Source organism: Candidimonas sp. SYP-B2681 (assembly GCF_003971065.1).
Taxonomy (GTDB): Bacteria; Pseudomonadota; Gammaproteobacteria; order Burkholderiales; family Burkholderiaceae_B; genus Pollutimonas.
Map to the genome: position 1 here is coordinate 448,085 of NZ_RYDV01000001.1, position 20,755 is coordinate 468,839.

Annotated in this window: 19 protein-coding genes; 14 read left to right on the top strand and 5 right to left on the bottom strand. The window is 57.3% G+C overall.

The genetic code is table 11. The annotated features are described in order from the left end of the window. Positions 1 to 86 precede the first annotated feature (86 nt). The gene (guaB, locus tag EKL30_RS02150; RefSeq protein ID WP_126705535.1) at positions 87 to 1,547 is read left to right on the top strand and encodes an IMP dehydrogenase; all 1,461 of its coding nucleotides are present in this window, start codon (positions 87 to 89) and stop codon (positions 1,545 to 1,547) included. 55 nt (positions 1,548 to 1,602) lie between these two features. On the opposite strand, the gene EKL30_RS02155 is transcribed toward guaB, so the two are convergent. Next, a complete protein-coding gene (locus EKL30_RS02155) occupies positions 1,603 to 2,763 on the bottom strand; it encodes a YbfB/YjiJ family MFS transporter (RefSeq protein WP_126705536.1) in 1,161 nt (386 codons plus the stop codon). A gap of 108 nt (positions 2,764 to 2,871) precedes the next feature. Here EKL30_RS02155 and guaA point away from each other — a divergent pair, with 108 nt between their 5' ends. After that, entirely contained in the window at positions 2,872 to 4,458 is a 1,587-nt protein-coding gene (gene guaA / locus EKL30_RS02160) for a glutamine-hydrolyzing GMP synthase (RefSeq protein ID WP_126705993.1), read from the top strand. 323 nt (positions 4,459 to 4,781) lie between these two features. On the opposite strand, the gene EKL30_RS02165 is transcribed toward guaA, so the two are convergent. The 3 genes from EKL30_RS02165 to EKL30_RS02175 form a co-directional block, all read right to left on the bottom strand. Further along, positions 4,782 to 5,369 (bottom strand): helix-turn-helix domain-containing protein, encoded by a 588-nt coding sequence (locus EKL30_RS02165; protein ID WP_126705537.1) that lies wholly within the window; start codon positions 5,367 to 5,369, stop codon positions 4,782 to 4,784. A gap of 138 nt (positions 5,370 to 5,507) precedes the next feature. Next, positions 5,508 to 5,912: a nuclear transport factor 2 family protein gene (locus EKL30_RS02170; protein ID WP_126705538.1), complete on the bottom strand. Its 405-nt coding sequence runs from the start codon at positions 5,910 to 5,912 to the stop codon at positions 5,508 to 5,510. 111 nt (positions 5,913 to 6,023) lie between these two features. Then, positions 6,024 to 8,912 carry a winged helix-turn-helix domain-containing protein gene (locus EKL30_RS02175; RefSeq protein ID WP_126705539.1) on the bottom strand — a complete coding sequence of 963 codons (2,889 nt, stop codon included), beginning with the start codon at positions 8,910 to 8,912 and terminating at the stop codon, positions 6,024 to 6,026. Between the two features lie 383 nt (positions 8,913 to 9,295). On the opposite strand from EKL30_RS02175, the gene EKL30_RS02180 reads away from it, so the two are divergent. The 4 genes from EKL30_RS02180 to EKL30_RS02195 all read left to right on the top strand — a co-directional run bounded on the left by EKL30_RS02180 (position 9,296) and on the right by EKL30_RS02195 (position 12,787). After that, complete coding sequence (locus EKL30_RS02180) at positions 9,296 to 9,982, top strand: hydrolase (RefSeq protein ID WP_126705540.1); 687 nt, start codon at positions 9,296 to 9,298, stop codon at positions 9,980 to 9,982. Between the two features lie 111 nt (positions 9,983 to 10,093). Then, the gene (locus EKL30_RS02185) at positions 10,094 to 10,369 is read left to right on the top strand and encodes a XapX domain-containing protein (RefSeq protein WP_126705541.1); all 276 of its coding nucleotides are present in this window, start codon (positions 10,094 to 10,096) and stop codon (positions 10,367 to 10,369) included. 72 nt (positions 10,370 to 10,441) lie between these two features. Continuing rightward, a complete protein-coding gene (locus tag EKL30_RS02190; protein ID WP_126705542.1) occupies positions 10,442 to 12,337 on the top strand; it encodes an amidohydrolase in 1,896 nt (631 codons plus the stop codon). 15 nt (positions 12,338 to 12,352) lie between these two features. Beyond that, positions 12,353 to 12,787: a DoxX family protein gene (locus tag EKL30_RS02195; RefSeq protein WP_126705543.1), complete on the top strand. Its 435-nt coding sequence runs from the start codon at positions 12,353 to 12,355 to the stop codon at positions 12,785 to 12,787. 226 nt (positions 12,788 to 13,013) lie between these two features. Here EKL30_RS02195 and EKL30_RS02200 read toward each other — a convergent pair whose 3' ends face one another. After that, the gene (locus EKL30_RS02200) at positions 13,014 to 13,901 is read right to left on the bottom strand and encodes an alpha/beta fold hydrolase (protein WP_233582672.1); all 888 of its coding nucleotides are present in this window, start codon (positions 13,899 to 13,901) and stop codon (positions 13,014 to 13,016) included. Between the two features lie 746 nt (positions 13,902 to 14,647). Here EKL30_RS02200 and EKL30_RS02205 point away from each other — a divergent pair. The 8 genes from EKL30_RS02205 to EKL30_RS02235 all read left to right on the top strand — a co-directional run bounded on the left by EKL30_RS02205 (position 14,648) and on the right by EKL30_RS02235 (position 20,752). Beyond that, positions 14,648 to 15,235, top strand: coding sequence for a nuclear transport factor 2 family protein (locus EKL30_RS02205; protein ID WP_199748454.1), 588 nt, complete (start codon positions 14,648 to 14,650; stop codon positions 15,233 to 15,235). A gap of 116 nt (positions 15,236 to 15,351) precedes the next feature. Then, positions 15,352 to 15,657 (top strand): GNAT family N-acetyltransferase, encoded by a 306-nt coding sequence (locus tag EKL30_RS02210; RefSeq protein ID WP_126705544.1) that lies wholly within the window; start codon positions 15,352 to 15,354, stop codon positions 15,655 to 15,657. A gap of 105 nt (positions 15,658 to 15,762) precedes the next feature. Further along, positions 15,763 to 17,349, top strand: a complete 1,587-nt coding sequence (locus EKL30_RS02215; RefSeq protein ID WP_126705545.1) for an MFS transporter — start codon at positions 15,763 to 15,765, stop codon at positions 17,347 to 17,349. A gap of 25 nt (positions 17,350 to 17,374) precedes the next feature. Continuing rightward, on the top strand, positions 17,375 to 17,509 hold the full coding sequence (locus EKL30_RS19290; RefSeq protein ID WP_255414652.1) for a hypothetical protein: 135 nt from the start codon (positions 17,375 to 17,377) through the stop codon (positions 17,507 to 17,509). Beyond that, positions 17,502 to 18,401 carry a pirin family protein gene (locus EKL30_RS02220; RefSeq protein ID WP_126705546.1) on the top strand — a complete coding sequence of 300 codons (900 nt, stop codon included), beginning with the start codon at positions 17,502 to 17,504 and terminating at the stop codon, positions 18,399 to 18,401. The genes EKL30_RS19290 and EKL30_RS02220 overlap by 8 nt, the downstream gene beginning before the upstream one ends. Before the next feature lie 41 nt (positions 18,402 to 18,442). Beyond that, positions 18,443 to 19,183, top strand: coding sequence for an SDR family NAD(P)-dependent oxidoreductase (locus tag EKL30_RS02225; protein WP_126705547.1), 741 nt, complete (start codon positions 18,443 to 18,445; stop codon positions 19,181 to 19,183). An 83-nt stretch (positions 19,184 to 19,266) separates the two neighbouring features. After that, a complete protein-coding gene (locus tag EKL30_RS02230; protein ID WP_126705548.1) occupies positions 19,267 to 19,668 on the top strand; it encodes a Rid family hydrolase in 402 nt (133 codons plus the stop codon). Between the two features lie 67 nt (positions 19,669 to 19,735). Beyond that, positions 19,736 to 20,752 carry an NAD(P)-dependent oxidoreductase gene (locus EKL30_RS02235; protein ID WP_233582674.1) on the top strand — a complete coding sequence of 339 codons (1,017 nt, stop codon included), beginning with the start codon at positions 19,736 to 19,738 and terminating at the stop codon, positions 20,750 to 20,752. Positions 20,753 to 20,755 lie beyond the last annotated feature (3 nt).

Below are 20,755 nucleotides of genomic sequence, written 5' to 3' on the forward strand. Positions count from 1 at the left end.
CCATAGGGCGCCGGATCCCCCAGTACTGGCGCGATAGGTAAAGACCCTAAGTTCGCGTATAATCTTGCTTTGCACGGAGCTGTTTTATGCGTCTAATCAAGAAAGCGCTCACCTTCGACGATGTGTTGTTGGTTCCTGCGTATTCCGAAATACTGCCTCGCGATGTTTCTTTAGCGACTCGCTTTACCCGCGACATCACGCTGAATATTCCGCTGGTCTCTGCCGCCATGGATACCGTGACCGAATCCCGCCTGGCAATCGCCATGGCTCAGGAAGGCGGTATTGGTATCGTACACAAGAATCTCACCGCTAATGAACAGGCTCGCGAGGTTGCGCGCGTCAAGCGTCATGAGTTCGGAATTGTTATCGATCCGGTGACGGTTACCCCCACCATGAAAGTTCGCGATGCCATCGCATTGCAGCGTCAGCACGGTTTTTCCGGCTTGCCTGTGGTGGAAGCGGGCAAACTGGTCGGCATTGTCACCAATCGCGATCTTCGCTTTGAAGACCGTCTTGATCTGCCATTGCGCGACATCATGACGCCGCAAGAACGGCTCATCACGATGAAGGAAGGCGCCACGCTTAATGAAGCGCAGGCACTTATGCACCAGCATCGGCTCGAGCGCGTGCTTATCGTCAACGACAAGTTCGAGTTGCGCGGCCTGGCAACCGTCAAGGACATCGTCAAAAACACCGAACATCCCAGTGCATCGAAAGATAGTCAGGGGCAGTTGCGAGTGGGCGCGGCGGTCGGCGTGGGCGAAGGCACCGAAGAACGTGTAGAAAAACTGGCAAATGCCGGAGTGGATGTCATCGTCGTCGATACGGCGCATGGCCATTCAGCGGGCGTCATCGAGCGCGTACGCTGGGTAAAAAAGAATTATCCAAAGATTCAGGTTATTGGTGGCAATATTGCCACGGCGGCGGCTGCCAGGGCGTTGGTTGAGGCGGGAGCCGATTGCGTCAAAGTGGGTATCGGCCCGGGTTCGATCTGCACCACGCGTATTGTCGCCGGTGTCGGTGTGCCTCAAATTACCGCTATCGCCGACGTTTCGAAAGCGCTCGAAGGAACCGGCGTGCCGTTAATTGCCGATGGCGGCATTCGTTATTCGGGCGACGTTTCCAAAGCCCTTGCGGCAGGCGCATCGGCATGCATGATGGGCGGTATGTTCGCGGGAACCGAAGAGGCGCCGGGCGAAGTTGTGTTATTCCAGGGCCGTTCATACAAATCCTATCGCGGCATGGGTAGCCTCGGTGCCATGGCCGACGGCTCGGCAGACCGTTATTTCCAGGATCCCACCAACAATGTCGACAAGCTCGTGCCAGAAGGCATCGAAGGGCGGGTTCCTTACAAGGGAAGCGTCATAGCTATTATTTATCAGTTGATAGGCGGTATTCGCGCTTCAATGGGATATTGCGGTTGTGCCTCGATCGAAGAAATGCGCACCAAGGCTGAATTCGTCGAAATTACGTCGGCAGGCATCCGCGAATCGCATGTGCATGACGTGCAAATTACCAAAGAAGCGCCGAACTATCGGGCTGAATAGGTATACGCAAGGTTCGGGGCTGCGGTCCCGAATTCGTTGCTCTGCTAAAAAGGCGCTACGGCGCCTTTTTTAATAGCAGTCCACTGCTAAAGATTAGCCCGGCAGCGGCCAATATCAGGGCAAAAGTTAGATCGGCTGCAAAATACGTGTGAGTCAAACTAAAAAATATTGGCCCGGCAAGTTGTCCGGCAGCAAATGACGCCGTCAGTGCGCCCATCAGCCTGCGTGCGCCGGTAGGTCCGGCGACGGCTTGTGCTTCTTGCATGCCTAGCATCGTTATCACCATAAATGTGCCCCCGATACCTATGGCAGCCAGCGCGATGGCGGACAGGCTGGGCCAAACCACGGGAAGCAGCACGCCCGCCGCCATAACGATCTGAGCACCTGCCCACACATGGCGGCGCGGGAAGCGAGTCGTCAAACTCCCGACGGCCACAGTGGACGCGGCTGCAGCGAGACCGAAAATGGGCCAAGCAAGGCCGAAAAGGACAGGGTCATCGACCAGTAGCCGGGCCTGCGCGGGAAGAAAGGTGGCCGGCAAAATATAGCCGAATCCAAACAATCCATAGCAGCAGATCAATATCCAGCGGGTACTGGCTGAGGTGGCTGTGGAGCCGTCGGGTGCAGCCGCCATTGCGGGAGAGGGTGGCGACGTTGGGTCAGCCCATAGACGGCGCGCACATAGTGTTCCGAGCAAAGCCATGATGCCCAGCAGCAGCCACGCATAGGAAGACGGCACTGCGGCTACGCTCATCGCCATGCAAAGCAATCCGGCAGCGGCAATGCCGCAGCCGACACCGGAAAATACCAGCCCCGCACGCTGCGGATGCCCTAGTGCCGCCAGCCGCGACAGGCACAGCGACGAGGTGCTGACCAAGACCCAAGCGCTGCTTACTCCGGCAATAAATCGCCAGATCAACCAGCTCGACCAGCTTTCTGTGATGCCCATCAGCGCTGTCGTCGAGACGACCAAGATTAATCCGGCGCGCAGCGGTATGGAGGCCGGCCATGGCAATCGCGCCGCCATCAAGGCGCCGACCAGGTAACCCACGTAATTGGCGCTGGCCAGCCAACCGCCTTGTGCCAGATCCAGGCCTGAGTCGGCTTGCATCAGCGGCAGCATGGGCGTGAAAGCGAAACGGCCTACGCCCATGGCGACCGCCAACGCGATAAAACCAGAGAATGAAAGTGCGACAGCCAGCTGCCTGGATTGCATGTAGGTTCCTTGTTACACGAAACTGTAGCCGTAATGGGCCATAACTGCCAGCGTAACAGGGCTCAATACGTTACATTAATGCCTTGCTTTCTTTTTCCTGTTTCTGCCATGCATCAGCGCATTCTTATTCTCGATTACGGTTCACAAGTCACTCAACTTATTGCCCGGCGCGTTCGCGAAGCCGGTGTCTATTGCGAAATCCATCCGGGTGACGTTGATAACGCCTTCATCGAGGGCTTCGAGGGCTTGAAGGGCATTATTCTGTCTGGCAGTCATGCCTCCGCCTACCACGAGGAATCGCTCAAGGTCCCGGCGAGGGTGTTCGAAGCTGGTGTGCCGGTGCTGGGCATATGCTACGGCATGCAGTCAATGGCAATTCAGTTGGGCGGCAAGGTCGAATGGTCCGATCATCGCGAATTCGGTTATGCCGAAGTGCGCGCGCACGGGCATACAAAATTGCTGGACGGCCTCGAGGACTTCACTACGGTCGAGGGTCACGGAATGCTGAAAGTATGGATGAGTCACGGTGACAAGGTTACTGCGCTTCCTCCGGGATTCAAGCTCATGGCCTCTACACCATCGTGTCCGGTCGCAGGCATGGCCGATGAAAAGCGTGGATTTTACGGGGTGCAGTTCCATCCCGAAGTGACCCATACGGCGCAGGGCGAAGCCATATTGGCTCGCTTTGTCACTGAAATCTGCGGCTGCAATCGCGATTGGAACATGCCCGACTACGTGGCCGAGGCGGTTGCACATATCCAGGCTCAGGTTGGTAGCGACGAGGTCATTTTGGGCTTGTCCGGCGGGGTGGACTCGTCAGTGGCTGCCGCGCTGATTCACAAAGCAATCGGCGACCAGCTTACCTGCGTCTTTGTGGACCATGGCTTGTTGCGTTTGAATGAAGCCAAGCAAGTCATGGAAACGTTCGCCGATCATTTTGGCATCAAGGTCATTCATGTCGACGCCACCGACCAGTTCTTTGGCAAACTGCAAGGTGTCAGCGATCCGGAAGCCAAGCGTAAGGTCATAGGGAAAGAATTCGTCGAGGTGTTCCAGTCTGAAGCGGGCAAGCTTGCCAATGCGCGCTGGCTAGCACAGGGCACCATCTACCCCGATGTCATCGAATCGGCGGGCGCAAAAACCGGGAAAGCTGTGGCGATCAAGTCGCACCATAACGTTGGCGGACTTCCCGATACGCTGAATCTGAAGTTACTCGAACCGTTGCGCGAACTGTTCAAAGACGAGGTCCGCAAGCTGGGTATTGCTCTGGGCCTTCCGCCTGCGATGGTGTATCGCCATCCTTTCCCGGGTCCAGGCTTGGGCGTGCGGATTCTGGGCGAAGTCAAACACGAATTTGCCGACCTCTTGCGTAAAGCCGATGCTATCTTCATCGAAGAGTTGCGCAAAACCATAGACACAGTCAGCGGCAAAAGCTGGTACGACCTGACGTCGCAGGCATTCGCTGTGTTCCTGCCGGTAAAATCGGTAGGGGTAATGGGCGACGGCCGCACCTATGACTACGTGGTCGCCTTGCGGGCGGTGCAAACGTCCGACTTCATGACCGCCGATTGGGCGGAACTTCCTTATGCGCTGCTTAAGAAAGTGTCATCGCGCATCATTAATGAAGTCCGCGGGATCAACCGGGTGACGTACGACGTCTCCAGCAAACCTCCAGCGACGATTGAGTGGGAATGATTTTCTGCCTGGCATCATAAGGCGGTAACAGGCATTAAAACGACGGAGAGCCAGAATTTGTGTGGTTCTCCGTTTTTTTGTCTGGCGTTGTCAGGCAGTATTAGGCAGCCTCAAGCACGTATTCGGGATGGTATTAATGATGGCATTGGCGGTGCGCTAATGGCGACGAGTGGGGCTTAAGCGACCAGAGCTTTGCGTAGATCTTGCGTTGCTGGCTATCGGCGCGGCAATCGTCCCCAACTTACTCGCCAAGCGGAACTCGGGTGCTGCGAATCTCGTGGGACAACATCTGCGATGATTGCGCATCGATCGAGAACTTGGCATTACGCGACGTCCGTGGCCACTGACGTCGACTCGAACGACTCGCAGGCATATACGCGCCGCCATTCGCCCGGCGTCATACCCACGAACTGCCGAAACAAGCGCGTGAGATGAGACTGATCGCACATTCCGCAATCAAGCGCGATTTGGCTGAGGGAATGGTTGGTCGTCAGCATCATCTGCTGTGCGCGCTCGATGCGCAGTTTGGCGATATAGGCGAACGGAGCCTGGCCGAATGTTTCTTTAAAAGTTCGAAAGAAATGTCCGGTACTCAATCCGGTGATAGCAATGAGATCAGGACTCCTGATAGGCTGTTCGAGATTCTCCTCGATGAAAGTTGTCAAGCGTTTGGCCTGCCAACGCGGCAGTCCGCCGCGGAATGTGCTCTCGGCCTTCGGTCCGACGTTTCGTTCCAGACTGGCCTCCAGCAATGCTGTCGCACGGGACAAGCATGCTTGTGCAGCCTTACGATCGACTTCAACTTTGGATTGCGCAATGGTGAGCAACTCCAGCAAAGTCGATGTCAACGCAACCCCACTTTGGTTGCTCTGTTGACTAGCCTTGGTGGCCAACACTGCACAATTGTTCATAGGATTTTCTCCGCTTGTGATCGTTTATGGATCTCGATCCACGTAACGAAGATGATCGGACAGATACGCCAAAATGCTAAGTAAAGTGTGGAAAAATCCTGTAAAGCAGGTCGGCTCTATCGCGCTGACTTCGCGCCTCTACGCTGAGCTGCGCAGCGACGCATCGAAAGGAGAGGTGCCCGAGCGATCTCGCAAAATGATCAACTGCACGATCTTGTCTTCCGCGAGAGTGAAATAGAGCAGGACTTCCAGCGGATCCGGCAATCCACGCTTATCGAAATTTCCGTCGGCGTGGGCGGCGACAACGCAGTGGCCGTAATGCCGGATGCAATGAGTGGGGCGAAGCGACAGCTGCTGCCCGATAACGTCGCGCGCGGCCCATTTGCTCAGTTCAGCCAGCCCGCGCCATTGCTGTAATTGATCGTTGACAATCGAATCCGCCGCGAAGATTTCAAGAAGACGGGATAGATCACCGGCATTCGTTGCCTCTATGAACTGTGCGACTCTATGAGGAAGAATCGATCCGCTTGAGTGACTGGCCATGCGAACACCCCCTACGGGGCGTATGTACGCCCTGGAATTATCTACTACTATTCTCCGAGGTCGTAGGGCGGAGCGCTCGTAAAGTGGTGTAAAGCCATGTAAACTACGAGGTCAATCAGAGGCCTGCTTTTCCCACGCGGCCGGATGCCAGGCTTCAATCAACTGTCTGGCTGTTCTGAGGTCGCGTGTTTCGTATCCTTCCGTAAAGCGGTCGTAAACCTCCGCCAGGATTGCGTAGGCCTCCTCAGTCCGCTCCTGGCTTGCGAGCAGTTCACCTAAAGCCATAGCGGAGCGCAATTCCAAGCTGAGTGCGCCTTGAATATTTGCAAGCTCAATCGAATGTCGCAACATTGCCTTGGCCGCGTGCGGATCCAAGCAACCGGAAACAACTCCGATTTGTGCACGCGTACGCAATAGCTCAGGCCTGTCGAATGATTCATGCCCGGCCTCGGCTCGTTCTAGAGCCGCAGAGATCATTGCTTCCGCCTCCAGGATCTCACCGCATTCGAACAGTGCTTCGGACATCGATCGGCTCAAGATCATCGTGAGTAAGAGACGGCCCTCCCCATGCAAGATACCTAGCGCCTCGCGAAACTTATTTGCCGCCGTCTGAAATTCCCTCCGGAGTAAAGCCACTTCGGCTGAGAGTGCGATGCCAAAGGCCACATGTGGACCAAAGGAGTAACGACTAACGTATTGAACGAGGCGGCTTGCCAGCGCTTCAGATTCCTCCACATCTCCCCTCCACAGAAAAACCGTCGAGGCGTACAGCAATTCGGCGACGAACACGTTCATCGGTTGCTCGTTCTGCTTAACCTCCTCGACGGCCTGACGTGCAACTTGAGCAGCGCGGTCGGCGGCGCCGCTTAACCAAAGCGCGCGTGCGAGGACGATCAGGGCACGGGTCCGATGTCCGTAACCATACATATCGACCTTCGTCACACCACGCGCCGCAGCTTGCTTGAAGCCCTCTTCGATGTGGCGTAGCGCACCCGCCTGATCACCGGCCAAGAAATACGCACACCCGAGCATCCACTCAGACATGACGATCCCCGCAGGAGAGTCGACACTGCGTGCCAGCTCGATACTGCGTCGGCTCACCTCGACCGCCGCATGGGAGTGACCGACTTCGATCATAAAGATATGCAGTCCCGAGAGTAGTCCAAGTTCGCGTTCGTGATCGTTCAAGGTCCGAGCAAGACGCAGCGCGCGCTCAATCGAATCGCGGACTTCATCTCCATTGCTGCGAGTCAATAGTGCGGAGATCGCCAGCGCTTCTTGCAAGATGAGATGTATCGCGGAGCCCTCGTGGGGACCCAGTAGCAACAGCGCAGCTTGACACCAGCGATGACACTCGTCTAGCAGCGACAATTCTAGAAGATGCGGTGCGGCGAGCGCTGCCAGACGAACACCTAGCTCGCTTTCGCCTGCATCGGAGAACGCCCATGCAAGCGCAGTGCGCATGTTGCAGACCCGTTCACCTTCACCTGCCTCGGAGAACGCCCACACTAGCGCAGGGCGCATGTTGTAGTCCCCCATCACATCCCGGTCCGTGGCCTGCGACTCATTCTCACGCTCATTACTTCGGCTGAGTTGCGCAATGAGATACTCGGCGAGCTTGCGGGAGACGGCGTTGAGCTCGCCCGACTCCGCCAGTTTTGCCAAAGTGTAGGTGCGCGTCGAATCCAGGAGGCGAAGATGCCCCAATCCGTTCAACATCGATGGCGACAACAGTGACTTGTCGGTGAGGCTTGCGGTTGCTGCTGCCACTTGGGCCTGCGTGAGGACTGCGTCCGTCGCGACCCACTGCGCCGCCGCCAGATGAAACGGAGTCACGAACACTGACAACCGGAACAGCACGCGGCGTTCGTTTTCTGACAGCAGGTTGTAACTCCAATCAAGCATTGCCTGGAGCGTCTGATGCCGGGGAGGCGCGGTGCGCCTGCCATGCCAGAGAAGATCAAAGCGGCTGCTGATTAATTCCGCAGTTCCGCGCAGGCCGTGCGAACGCACGCGACCGGCTGCCAATTCGATCGCCAGGGCAATACCATCCATCTTTCGGCAGATCTCGACGGCGAGCAGGGCCGTCTCATCCGTCAGCGTTTCTTGGGCGCCGCTTGCTGCCACTCGATTCATGAAAAGCTGGATTGCGGGAAACGTCATCGCATAGGCCGCTGTCATGCCATCGCTGACTGGCGGAACATCGAGCGGTGGAAGGATGTGGACGTGCTCGCCCTCGACACGCAATAACTCGCGGCTGGTCGCAAGCAGGTGAGCCTGAGGCGCCGATTTATAAAGCCACTCCGCAAGCGCCGCCGTCTCGTCAATGAGGTGCTCGCAATTGTCCAATACGAGCAACGTTCTTCGGACCCCCAAAGAAGTCAGGATGCTTAGTTTAGGATCTTGCAACTGCACCTTCAGGCCGAGCACGGAGGCGATCGTGGCCGGAACGAGTGAGGCGTCGGTGACCGAGGATAGGTCAACGTAGTACACGGCGCCGCTAAAGGCATCGAGCATCGTGTGCGCAACGGAGATCGCGACAGTCGTCTTGCCCATTCCACCCGGGCCGATGATGCTAACAAATCGATGCTCGGTGAGCATCTCGACCAATATACGGACCGAAGCATCGCGCCCAATGAGCCGTCCAAGTCGCTGGGGCAACGAGTGTTCCGAGGCCGATACGAGCGGCGGGCTGCTGGAGCGAGGATCGGGAGATCGGCTGGCCTCGAGGTTTCGGGACGTAGACTCGGAACGCACTCGAGTTACGGGCGCCACAAAGCTGTATCCGCGGCCCGGGAGGTTGACGATGTAGCGCGCGGCGTCCTTGCCTTCACCCAGGCACTTGCGAAGGTTCGAGATGTTGACGCGCAGGTTGGCCTCGTCGACCACCAGCCCTGCCCAGGCACGCGCGATCAATTCCCGCCGGGAAAGTACTTCCCCGGCCCGCTCAACCAACGCAATCAGTAGATCGAGCGAGCGGCTGCCCAGTTTGACAGTCATCCCATTTCGCTGCAGCAATCGCCCCGCCGCGTGAAGACGAAACGGGCCAAACTCGACGACCTCGTCACCCTCTGGTACGTAAGGTCTCGGGTGCAAATGATTATTTTCCACGCTATAGGCTCCGCCACAGATTATTCGAGGTCTTCTTTAATCTTGTACCACCTTATTAACCGCATGAATCTTCCATAACAGCAAGCCTGTTCAATCAGCGGATAGCGATGTGCGAGATAGTGATACCGCCGTTATGGCAATAGCGTGACTGAGGCCATTAACGGCCGAGAAGCGCTCGGGCGTCTGCCCTTAAGCACCGCCATGGTCGACCGGACGTCGATACATTGTCGGCGGTCACTATCTAGATAGCATGTTTTTAAAGGAAATTTACCATGATCAACCCAAAGCTCGAACTGCTGACGCCAGACAACTGTCAAGTCATCTTCATCGATCAGCAACCGCAGATGGCATTTGGAGTTCAAAGCATTGACCGACAGACGTTGAAGAACAACACCGTCGGGCTAGCTAAAGCCGCAAAGATTTTTTCGATTCCGACCATTATCACCACAGTCGAAACCGAAAGCTTCTCTGGCTATAGCTATCCTGAACTGCTGTCGGTTTTTCCAGAGGCGCCCATTCTCGAGCGCACATCGATGAACTCTTGGGATGACCAGAAAGTGCGCGATGCGCTCAAAAAGAACGGTCGTAAGAAAGTCGTCGTGTCCGGTCTTTGGACCGAGGTTTGCAACAACACCTTTGCGCTGTCGGCGATGCTCGAAGGCGGCTACGAGATTTACATGGTCGCCGATGCGTCGGGCGGCACAAGCCAGGCCGCCCACGACTACTCCATGCAGCGCATGATCCAGGCCGGTGTCGTGCCCGTTACCTGGCAACAAGTTCTGCTTGAGTGGCAACGTGACTGGAAGAACCGGGGGACTTACGACGGCGTCATGGAACTGGTTAAAGAGCACTCCGGCGCCTATGGCATGGGGGTTGACTATGCGTACACCATGGTGCACATGGCGCCGCAGCGGACGGTGCATGGGCCGATCCTTGCCCCGGTGGCTGCGTTGGTTTAACGAGCAGGGGCGCACATTTGGCCTTCGAGCTGGATCGAATCACGCCATATCTGAACTGATTCAATCGGTGCGCCCCGCACAAACGAGCACGTATGTGGGCAGGAGCAAATCATGAAACTCTATATCTTTTCTTTAACCGCCGGCGTGTTAGTGGGCGTTATCTATAGCTTGCTCACTGTGCGCTCGCCGGCTCCGCCTTTGGTTGCGCTGATCGGCTTACTCGGCATGCTGGTCGGTGAGCAGGTTATCCCCGTGGGTAAGCAGCTTTTGCAAGGCACCGCCTTCAATATAGCTTGCGTCAAAACGCAGGCGACTGAGCATCTCCTCGGGCAGCTTCCCGGAAGGAATCAATTAGTGCAAGTTCAAAAGAGCGATCACAAGGCATAGGCATGCCAGCGACAAGTTGCCTGTTGCGCACTTCAGGACTTTGCAAAGGTCATCTACAAAGGAGATTCGACCATGACTCATTCTACGCCTGACATTGTTTTCCATAATGGCAGGGTTACAACTCTTGACCCTAGCAACCCCGTGGCTACTGCAGTTGCCATCGCAGAGGGTAAGTTTTTAGCAGTCGGCTTGGATAATGAAATCCTGGCTTTGGCGGGCTCGGCTACACGGATCATTGATCTGAAGCGTAGAAGTGTCTTGCCTGGGCTATTTGATAACCATACTCACATGGTGCGAGGTGGGCTCAATTACAACCTGGAACTGCGCTGGGATGGCGTGCGTTCGCTGGCTGACGCGTTAGACATGCTGCGCCGGCAAGTCGCTATCACGCCTACGCCGCAGTGGGTGCGGGTAATAGGAGGGTTCACTGAACACCAGTTCGTCGAGAAACGCTTGCCGACAATCGACGAAATCAATGCCATTGCGCCTGACACGCCCGTTTTTCTTCTCCACCTTTACGACCAGGCTTTGCTGAACGCTGCAGCATTACGGGCAGTAGGCTACACCAAAGAGACGCCGGAGCCTCCGGGCGGGGAAATTACTCGCGATGCGAGTGGCAATCCAACAGGCTTGCTACTAGCCAAGCCCAACGCGATGGTCCTTTACTCCACTTTGGCTAAAGGCCCCAAGCTGCCTTTTGACTATCAGGTCAATTCGACGCGTCACTTCATGCGCGAGCTTAATCGCTTGGGTATAACAGGCGTTATTGATGCCGGGGGCGGTTTCCAGAACTACCCGGAAGATTACGCCGTTATTCAGAAACTGGCAGATGAAGGCCAGATGACGGTCCGCCTCGCCTATAACCTTTTCACGCAAAAGCCCACGGAAGAGAAGGAAGACTTCCTGAAATGGACCAAGAGCGTGAAATACAAACAAGGCACGGACTACTTTCGCCACAATGGTGCCGGCGAGATGCTGGTGTTCTCTGCTGCTGATTTCGAGGATTTCCGCCAGCCGCGTCCGGACTTGGCCCCGGAGATGGAAGGCGAGCTGGAAGAGGTCGTGCGTATTCTGGCGCAGAACAAATGGCCCTGGCGCCTGCACGCCACCTATGATGAAACCATATCGCGTGCTTTGGATGTGTTTGAGAAGGTTAATCGCGATATTCCTTTGCAAGGTATCAACTGGTTCTTCGACCATGCTGAAACCATTTCTGAGGAATCGATCGACCGCGTTGCGGCTCTGGGCGGTGGCATAGCAGTGCAGCACCGAATGGCTTACCAAGGCGAGCACTTTGTCGAGCGTTATGGAGCAAAAGCGGCGGAGGCAACACCACCTGTAGCACGCATGCTGGAAAAAGGTGTCAAGGTTTCTGCGGGAACGGACGCCACCCGTGTAGCGTCGTATAACCCTTGGGTGTCGCTTGCGTGGATGATCACGGGCAAAACGGTTGGTGGGCTACGTTTATATCCACAACGTAATCTGTTGGACCGTGAAACGGCCTTACGTATGTGGACAGAGAATGTTGCCTGGTTCACCAACGAAGAAAATAAGCGTGGTCGCATTCAGGCAGGGCAATTCGCCGACTTTATTGTTCCCAGCAAAGACTATTTTGGGGTGCCGGAAGCTGAAATCTCGTTTCTGACCTCGCACTTGACTGTGGTGGGTGGGCGCATTGTTTATGGTGACGAGCAATTCGTTTCGCTGGACGATAATCCACTGCCACCCGCCATGCCTGATTGGTCGCCAACGCGTCTGTTCAAAGGCTACGGCGCTTGGGGCGAACCGGAGGGAGCCGGCAAGAATTCGTTGCAACCGCTCCGATCTCAGGCTATTGCCTCGTGCGGCTGCGCGAGCGCATGCGGATTGCATGGGCACGATCATGCAACGGCCTGGGGGTCAAAGGCTCCTGCCTCCGACTTAAAGGGCTTCTTTGGCGCGTTGGGCTGCTCCTGCTGGGCGGTTTAGGGGCCGGCTATGTCTATGAACAGCACTAAGGGTAATAGGCTGGTCGCTGCTTCGCGGCCAGCATTGGGAAGCAGAGCCGTTCGCTTTATTGCTTATCTGGCACTATGCGCAGCGTATTTGCAAGGAGGCATTGTCAAACTCGCCGATTTTCCGGGGGCCATCGCTGAGATGAATCACTTTGGGCTGACACCGGCACCGCTGTTTGCTGTGCTGGTGATCGCACTGGAGCTGGGTGCGTCGTTGATGATATTGACCGGCTGTCTGCGTTGGCTGGGCGCCCTGGGGTTGGCAGGTTTCACGTCGCTTGCCACGGGTATTGCCTTGCGTTATTGGGAGCTACCGATAGGACAGGAGCGCTTCATGGCTGCGAACTCATTCTTTGAGCACCTTGGTTTGGTCGGTGGCTTCCTCCTCGTGGCGTGGTTGGACTTCCATGAGAAGCGAGTATGACGAGTGGCCGCTTCAGCTCGTGGGCGGAGGCGCGGGGTTTTATGGCATTTAGGTTGGAGCAGTCGGCTTGGGTGCGCTACCAAGGAAGGCATGTTGCACAAATTGCTGCAAGCTGACGGATGCCGACGATGCATAGCTTTACTGCGTTGTCCAACCAACCGACATCTCAAGTAGCTTCGCGACGTCATTCATTCACTAGCGGGGGTCTGGAGCTTTACAGCAGGACTTAAGCCTGGTCGCTGTCGAAGAAGGCGCGGATCAACGTAGCGATCTCTTCTGCATGCGTCTCTAGTGCGAAATGTCCCGTGTCCAGCAGATGAATCTGTGCATCGGGAAGATCCCGTTGATAAGCATAAGCTCCGGCAGGCACAAACGCAGGATCATGACGTCCCCACACAGCAAGAAACCGTGGTCGATGTTCGCGAAAATATGACTGGAACGAAGGGTAGAGTTCGACATTGCTGCGATAGTCCAGGATCAGATCGAGCTGGATGTCCGCCGCACCCGGGCGCGCCATGTAAGAGATGTCTAGTTCGTAACCATCGGGCGACAAGTGCTGCGGATCCGATCCGGTGCCATACTGCCAGTTGCGGATCGTGTCCGGCGCGAGCGACGGTCGGCAGGCTTCCCGGTTCGCTGCGCTTGGGTCGCGCCAATAGGCTTCCCATGGCCCCCATTCGTCACTGAAACCCTCGACGTAGGCGTTGCCGTTTTGCGAAATGACGGCCGACACCCGCTCGGGATGACGCATCGCCAGCCGCAGTCCCACCGGCGCACCATAGTCGAAGATGTAGAGTGCATATCGATCGAGCGACATAGCATCGGTGAAACCTTCGATCACATCGGACAAGCCGTCGAACGTGTAGTCAAACGTTCCGCGCGGCGGCGCCTTGGTTTGTCCGAAGCCAGGCAAGTCAGGTGCGATGAGCCGAAAACGGCCAGCCAGCAGAGGAAACAAGTCGCGGAACATATGGCTGGCACTCGGGAAGCCGTGCAACAGCAGGATCACCGGCGCATCGCTTGGCCCTGCGTCACGGTAGAAAACTTCGACGTCACCAACCTGTCGAAACCCGTAGCGTGTTTTCATCAATTTTGTATCAAGTTCTTGGTTCATCTGTTTATCCTCTGGTTCATGTGCCGACACCGCCGGCTACGTTGTCTGTCCGGGCCCTCGCAGGCCGGGCGCGATTACATGGTTTTTACTGTTGTCTGGCGTCAGCAATTCGGGTTGTGGATCGGTCATCTTATGCCTTCCATAGAGCAGGTTTATGTCGATAGTCACCGCCCCCATTGCATCGATATCTGATCGACCATGGTGGTATCACTATTTCGTAAACGGCCATCCGTTTATTGGACGGGCTTGCTTTTATGGAAGGTTCGTGCTGTTACCAGCGGCAGAGGTATACGCTATGTGCCACATCAGATGACACTTCGCGGTCGATACGAGACGCAGTCGGCATGGTCGCGGAATTATGGTTAATTAACGGCACCGAGAAGCGGGGCAGCATCTGGCCTCAGCATACCGCTAAGCGCGAGGATACATTGACCGTATGAATCTTCCAGAAAAGCAAGCACGTCCAAGAAACGGATGGCCGTTTACGAGATAGTGATACCGCCGTTAAGGCAGTAGCGTGCTTGAGGCCTTCAACGGCTGAGAAACGCTCGGGCGTCCGCTCTCAAGCAGCGCCATGACGCCGAAAAAACAGCCGAGGAAGTAGCCACGGTCTGAGGCCTGACGATGGCGGCAGCAATTTCTGTCGCCGCCATTTCCCGCAAGGAGAAGAAGTGAACGAATCGAAGATATCTCGAGCCACCGCAGACTACAAACACTTAGAAACCTGAATAGCAAAGATCAAATACATGACAATACTCAAATTTTTCAAGACAGTGCTCTTATCTGCACTTGTGATTAGCACGTCTGTCTTGCCGTCAGCGACTGCCGCAGCGCAGGCAACAAGTTCGCAGGATCAGTCCGCAGCGCCGCTGGCCGTTGTCATGGAATTCCTGTCCGACACAGCCCCGGAAAAGGTCGAAGCTGCGGCCACCCGCCTCGTAGCGCCCGACGCAGTTTATGTATCGCTGAGCTTCGACAACCCGGAACTGAAGGAGATCGAGCCGTGGGCGGGGACTGCCAAAGGCCCCGGCGCGTATAGCAGTACATTCCTTCGGGTCGCAAAATATTGGAAGATTGAGGACTTCACAATCACCGACAAGCTGGCTGCGGGCGAGGATGTCGCCATTTTCGGCAAGTTCACCTATCGTTCGGTTGAAGTGGGCCATGTCTTCACCTCGCCATTCTCGATTCACGCCAAGGTACGCGACGGCAAGATGGTCTACCTCCAGTTTCTGGAAGATACCTACGCATCGGCGAGCTCATTCCGTCAGAGCGGATCGTGGACCGTAAAGACGACCAAGGCGACCCCAGCATTCGAGGTCGGCGTAAAGTAACTTCATTTCATACCTCGTGACCCCTTGAGGCATATCTTGTTCCCCAAACATCAAGAGAGATTCCCTATGTCCAGCAAACTCGAATTGCTTACCCATTCACGTTTACGGAGGCTGAAATGACCGAGAAACCTGCGATTCAGATTTCATACGAGGATAAAGGCCATAAGGGCCGGTTTGTCGCTCGCATCAATGGTGTCGCCGACGAGGGCGAGCTGACTATCTCTAGGGTGTCCGATGTGCTGATCATCGCCGATGGCACGTTCGTTCCCGATACGTTTCGCGGAACCGGCACCGCATCGGCTCTCGTCCAAGCCCTGATTGCGGATGCTCGCGCCAAGGCGTACCGCATCGTGCCACTCTGTCCTTTCGTGCGGGCGCAGTCGCTCAAGCATCCAGAGTGGTCAGATGTCATTCAGAATTGATTCAGATGGGGCGCTCTGGATCGTGATGTTCTTCATCGCGCATTTGGGTCCCTGCCGCTATACAAGATTCCGACCGAATCCGTTTACCGTCCGACTGGGGCCGAAATGACCACCATTGATATACCCGCCCAGGCGAAGGGCCCGCTGAGCTTCCCGGTCTTTCGGGCGCTGTGGATTGCGACGATCATTTCCAACATCGGCACCTGGATGCATGATGTCGGTGCGGGATGGCTGATGACTGCGCTGTCGCCCAACCCACTGCTGGTGGCTCTGGTGCAGGCCGCCACGACCCTGCCGATGTTCTTGCTGGCTCTGCCGGCGGGCGCGCTGGCCGACATCGTCGATCGCCGAAAGATGCTGCTGGGCGCGCAGATCCTCGGCCTTGTCGCTGCAGCGGCTCTGGCCTTCCTGACCCTTCAAGGGCTGACCACCCCGTGGGTGTTGCTTGGCGCCACCTTTGTTCTCGGCGTGGCGGCCGCACTCAGCGCGCCAGTGTTTCAGGCCATCGTCCCCGAACTCATCGACAAGGCAGGCTTACCCGATGCGGTGGCGCTCAATAGTCTGGGCGTCAACATCTCGCGCGCCATCGGCCCGGCCCTTGGTGGGGTGATCGTGGCGATGGCTGGCATTCCGGCGGTCTTCGCGCTGAACGCAGTGTCGGTGTTGGCGGTACTGATCGTGCTTGTCAGATGGAAACGCGCCACGACCGTACACAGCTTGCCGCCCGAACATTTCTTCGGCGCGCTTCGGGCCGGTTATCGCTATGCGCGGCATTCTCCGGCGATGCGACTGGTGTTGATCCGTACCCTGGGCTTCTTCCTGTTCAGCAGCGCGCTTTGGGCGATGCTGCCGTTGGTGGGGCGCCGTGAACTGGGCCTGGATGCGGCGGGCTACGGCGCGCTTCTCGGCTGCATGGGCGCCGGTGCCATTGTCGGTGCATTGCTGTTGAAACAAATGCGTAAAAAGATAGCGTCCAACACGATCTCGATCTGGGCGACGTTGCTGTTCGCTGCCGCGACTCTCGCACTGGCGCTGGCGCCCAATGCTTGGCTGGCCGGGGCAGTGATGTTCGGTGCCGGCCTCGCCTGGATCGGCATGCTGACCTCGCTCAACGTCGCAGCGCAGATGGCCTCGCCTGGCTGGGTCAAGGCGCGGGCGCTCGCCGTCTATCTGCTTGTACTTCAAGGAGCCATGACCGGCGGCAGTATCCTGTGGGGAACTCTGGCCAGCAGCGCGGGGGTCTCCGGCGCCCTGATCATCGCGGCCATCGGCCTGACGCTGGCGATCCTGCTGGCGCTGCGCTGGCGGCTGCCGAACGATTCCACCACCGATCTGGCGCCCTCGAACCATTGGGCCGAGCCTGTCGTCGCCATCCCGCCTGCCAATGACCGCGGCCCCGTCCTGATCGAGATCGAATACCGGGTCGCCCCGGGACAACAGGCTGCGTTCACCACCGCGCTGCGCAAGTTTCGCGCGACGCGCTATCGCGACGGCGCGATCCGCTGGGATGTCTGGGAGGACGTCGCAGAGCCCGGTCGGGTGGTCGAGGAATTCATCGTCGAAAGCTGGGTCGAGCATCAGCGCCAGCATGCGAGGGTGACCCATAGCGACGCACTGGATCAGGAACTGTTGAATGCGTTTCACATCGGCGATCAACCGCCCGTCGTCCGCCACCTGCTGCGACCACTTTAATACTGTCTGAACGAAAGAGAGCAATATGAACTGGAACCCTACGCAAAACCCCGATTGCCCGGCAGCGGGCAGGCTTGAAGGCATCGAGACGCTGATTCTGGACACTGAGGTCGCGCCGATCGTCCGGTCGGCAAGCAAGGAGGAGACACGACATGATTGAAATGGTCATTGAGCAGCGGCGTCGCGACCTCGGCGGTAGCTTTGAAGTTGGTCGCGTGCTGCCGTTCGCAAAGCAGCGCATGGTCGGGCCCTTTATCTTCTTCGACCATATAGGACCGCTCGATCTTGCGCCAGGCCTTGATCGGAACGTTGACATCCGGCCCCATCCGCACATCGGTCTTGCAACGGTGACCTACTTGTTTGCTGGCGAGGTGATGCATCGCGACAGCCTCGGCTACGAGCAGGCGATCCGGCCACAGGAAGTGAACTGGATGACCGCGGGCCGCGGCATCACGCATAGCGAGCGGTTTGAGCGCGCACGGGTGCAGGGCGATCACCTGCACGGCATCCAGGCATGGATCGCGCTCCCGACCGAGTTGGAAGAAATTTCTCCATCCTTCTCCCATCATTCCGGGAGCGATCTGCCGAAATGGAGCGACGCCGGCTTGAACGGACAGCTCATCGCCGGTAGCGCCTATGGCCTGACCGCGGGCACCGAAACGCATTCGCCGCTGTTCTATGCCCATCTCGACATGGAGCCAGGCGCCATCGCCGAGATTCCCGGCGGACACAAGGAGCGCGCGATCTACATTGCGACCGGTGCGGTGGAATTGGATGGTACGCGCTACGAGAGCGGCAGGATGCTGGTGCTTGGCTCGGCCGCCTCACGCGTGCGGGCCTTGGAACACTCTGCCGTGATGGCTCTTGGCGGCGAGCCCGTCGGTGAGCGGTTTATTTACTGGAACTTCGTGTCCTCCTCAAAGGACCGGCTCGCGCAGGCGGCATCCGACTGGAGGGCGGGACGGATGAAGCTGCCGGATGCCGACAATGCAGAGTTCATACCGCTGCCGGACGAACTGCCGCCGACGGCATTCTCTGCGCGAACCACGTAGGTATCTGACTCTAACTAAAACACTGTAGAAAGGAAGAATATATGATCGATTTAAATGGGAAGCGCGCATTGGTAACCGGGGGATCGCGGGGCATTGGAGCCGCGATCGCGCTGGCACTGGCAGAGCACGGGGCCGACGTCGCATTCACTTATCAGCACTCAGCCGAGAAAGCTGAAGCGGTCCTGCGGTCAATCGAGAAAACAGGGCGTCGCGTGGTTGCCATCCAAGCTGACAGCGCCGATCCGGAGGCTATCTCGCGCTCCGTGAGCGAAGCCGTGTCGACGTTCGGCGGACTGGATATTCTCGTCAACAGCGCAGCGATTGGCCACACCGGAATGATCGCGGACATTGACGTGCACGACTATCAGGCCGTGATGGACGTCAATGTGCGAGCCCCAGTGCTGTTTGCGAAAGCAGTTATTCCCCATCTTGCGAGAGGGGGATGCATCATCACGATCGGTTCGGCCCTGGGGGAGCGGGTCCCGTTCCCGGGTATAACAACTTATGCGATGTCTAAGGCGGCACTTACCTCCTTCACCCGCGGCCTTTCGCGCGAACTCGGCCCGGTCGGCATCACCGTAAACCTTGTGCAACCCGGTGCGACCAATACCGATGCAAATCCAGCGGATGGCGAGGCTGCCGATTTCCAGCGAAGCCTGACGTCGTTGGGACGCTACGCCGAGCCACACGAAATCGCGAACGCCGTGGTCTTTCTTGCTAGTCCCGCCGCGAGCGTGATCACGGGCGCCACTCTGACCGTCGACGGGGGCGCACTCGCCTGAGCGAACGCGATGTTCGCCCGAAGGCCAATCGCCTTCTCCAGCCTGCATTGAGCACGGCTTGGTTTATATCTTGGAGAAACATAATGGAAAAACCCGAGTTCATCGTCACACCCGGGTTTGGTGAGACGTTCCGCCAAACCCTGCATTTCTCGACCGCTGTCAAGATCGGGAATCGGGTGGAGACATCCGGTCAGGGCGGTTGGAACGATGACCTGCACATCCCCGAGGCGATCGAGGAAGAGATTGCCGCCGCCTTCCGTAATATCGAACTCATTCTGGCGAAGGCCGGGGCGACCTGGGATCACGTTATTCACGTCAACACATACCATGTCGGCGGCTTTCCGCCAATCGTCAACGACACGATCGTCAAGCTGTACCGCCAGTACATGCCCAACCACGCACCGATCTGGACGCAGTTGGGGGTTGATGCATTGGGCCTGCCGACGATGCGCTTCGAGATTCGCGTCACCGCAATCATTCATTGAACACCTACACGACAGCGGCTGAATTGGATGCAGTCGTTCAGTCAGGCTTTTACAGGAAACTTGATATATGACTCAACTGATTTCAGATCCTATTCTACTGATGGGCGGCACGGGCGCTATCGGACGCTTAACCGCCCGCGCGCTGCGCACCGTTTACCCCGATGTGCCTTTGCTGATCGGCGGGCGCGAGCTGGTCAAAAGCCGCCAAGTGGCTAGCGAAATCGGGCAGGCAGAAGGTGTAGTCATCGACCCGCGTGACGATGATCTTGGTCTCGGTGATCGTCGGGTAGGGGCTGTGGCAGTCTTTTACGCTGACGAACGGTTGGCCGGCCTGCGTTTTGCGCAAGGTCGTCGGGTGCCGCATCTCAGCATTTCTTCGGGGGTTTATGAAATCGCCCCCGAAGTCGCGACCTATATGCATTCGCCCAGCGCTGCGGCAATCGTGCTGGGCTATGAGTGGCTGGTCGGTGCTACAACCGTCGCCTCGCTCGCGTGCGCCAAAGCTTTTGCACAGCTCCACGAAATAACGATCGGTGCTCTTGTTGATGAGCAGGATGGCGGCGGACCCGCTGTCGCCGAGGATTTTGAACGGCTGAGCCAGATGATGCCGGCGGCTCTTACTCGTCGTGATGGCAGCTATATCTGGCGCAGCAAGGATGATACCAAAGCTGAATTCCGTGCGATCAATGGCACTAAGGTAGAAGGAGCTGGCTTCTCGTCTATAGATGTTGTTGGTCTAGCGGTAGCGACCGGGTCGCCGAATGTGCAATTTAACATTGCGACGGGTGTCAGTTCGTCCCGTCGTCGTGGCGGATCCAAATCGACAGAAATTATCATCGAACTGGCGGGCGAGGACCATGACGGCCGTCCGCTTCGCACTCGCCATGCAGTCTTTCATCCTGACGGCGCGGCCCACTTGACCGCACTGGGCGTTAGCATGATCATCGAGCGACTGGTCGGGCTAGATGGCAGTGCGCCAACCCCGGCAGGGTTGTATTTTCCTTTCCAGGTTTTCGATCACGCCACTTATCTTTCCCGGTTGCAGGCGGAAGGCGGCAGTATCGTTCCGCTGGACGTCGAGTGACGC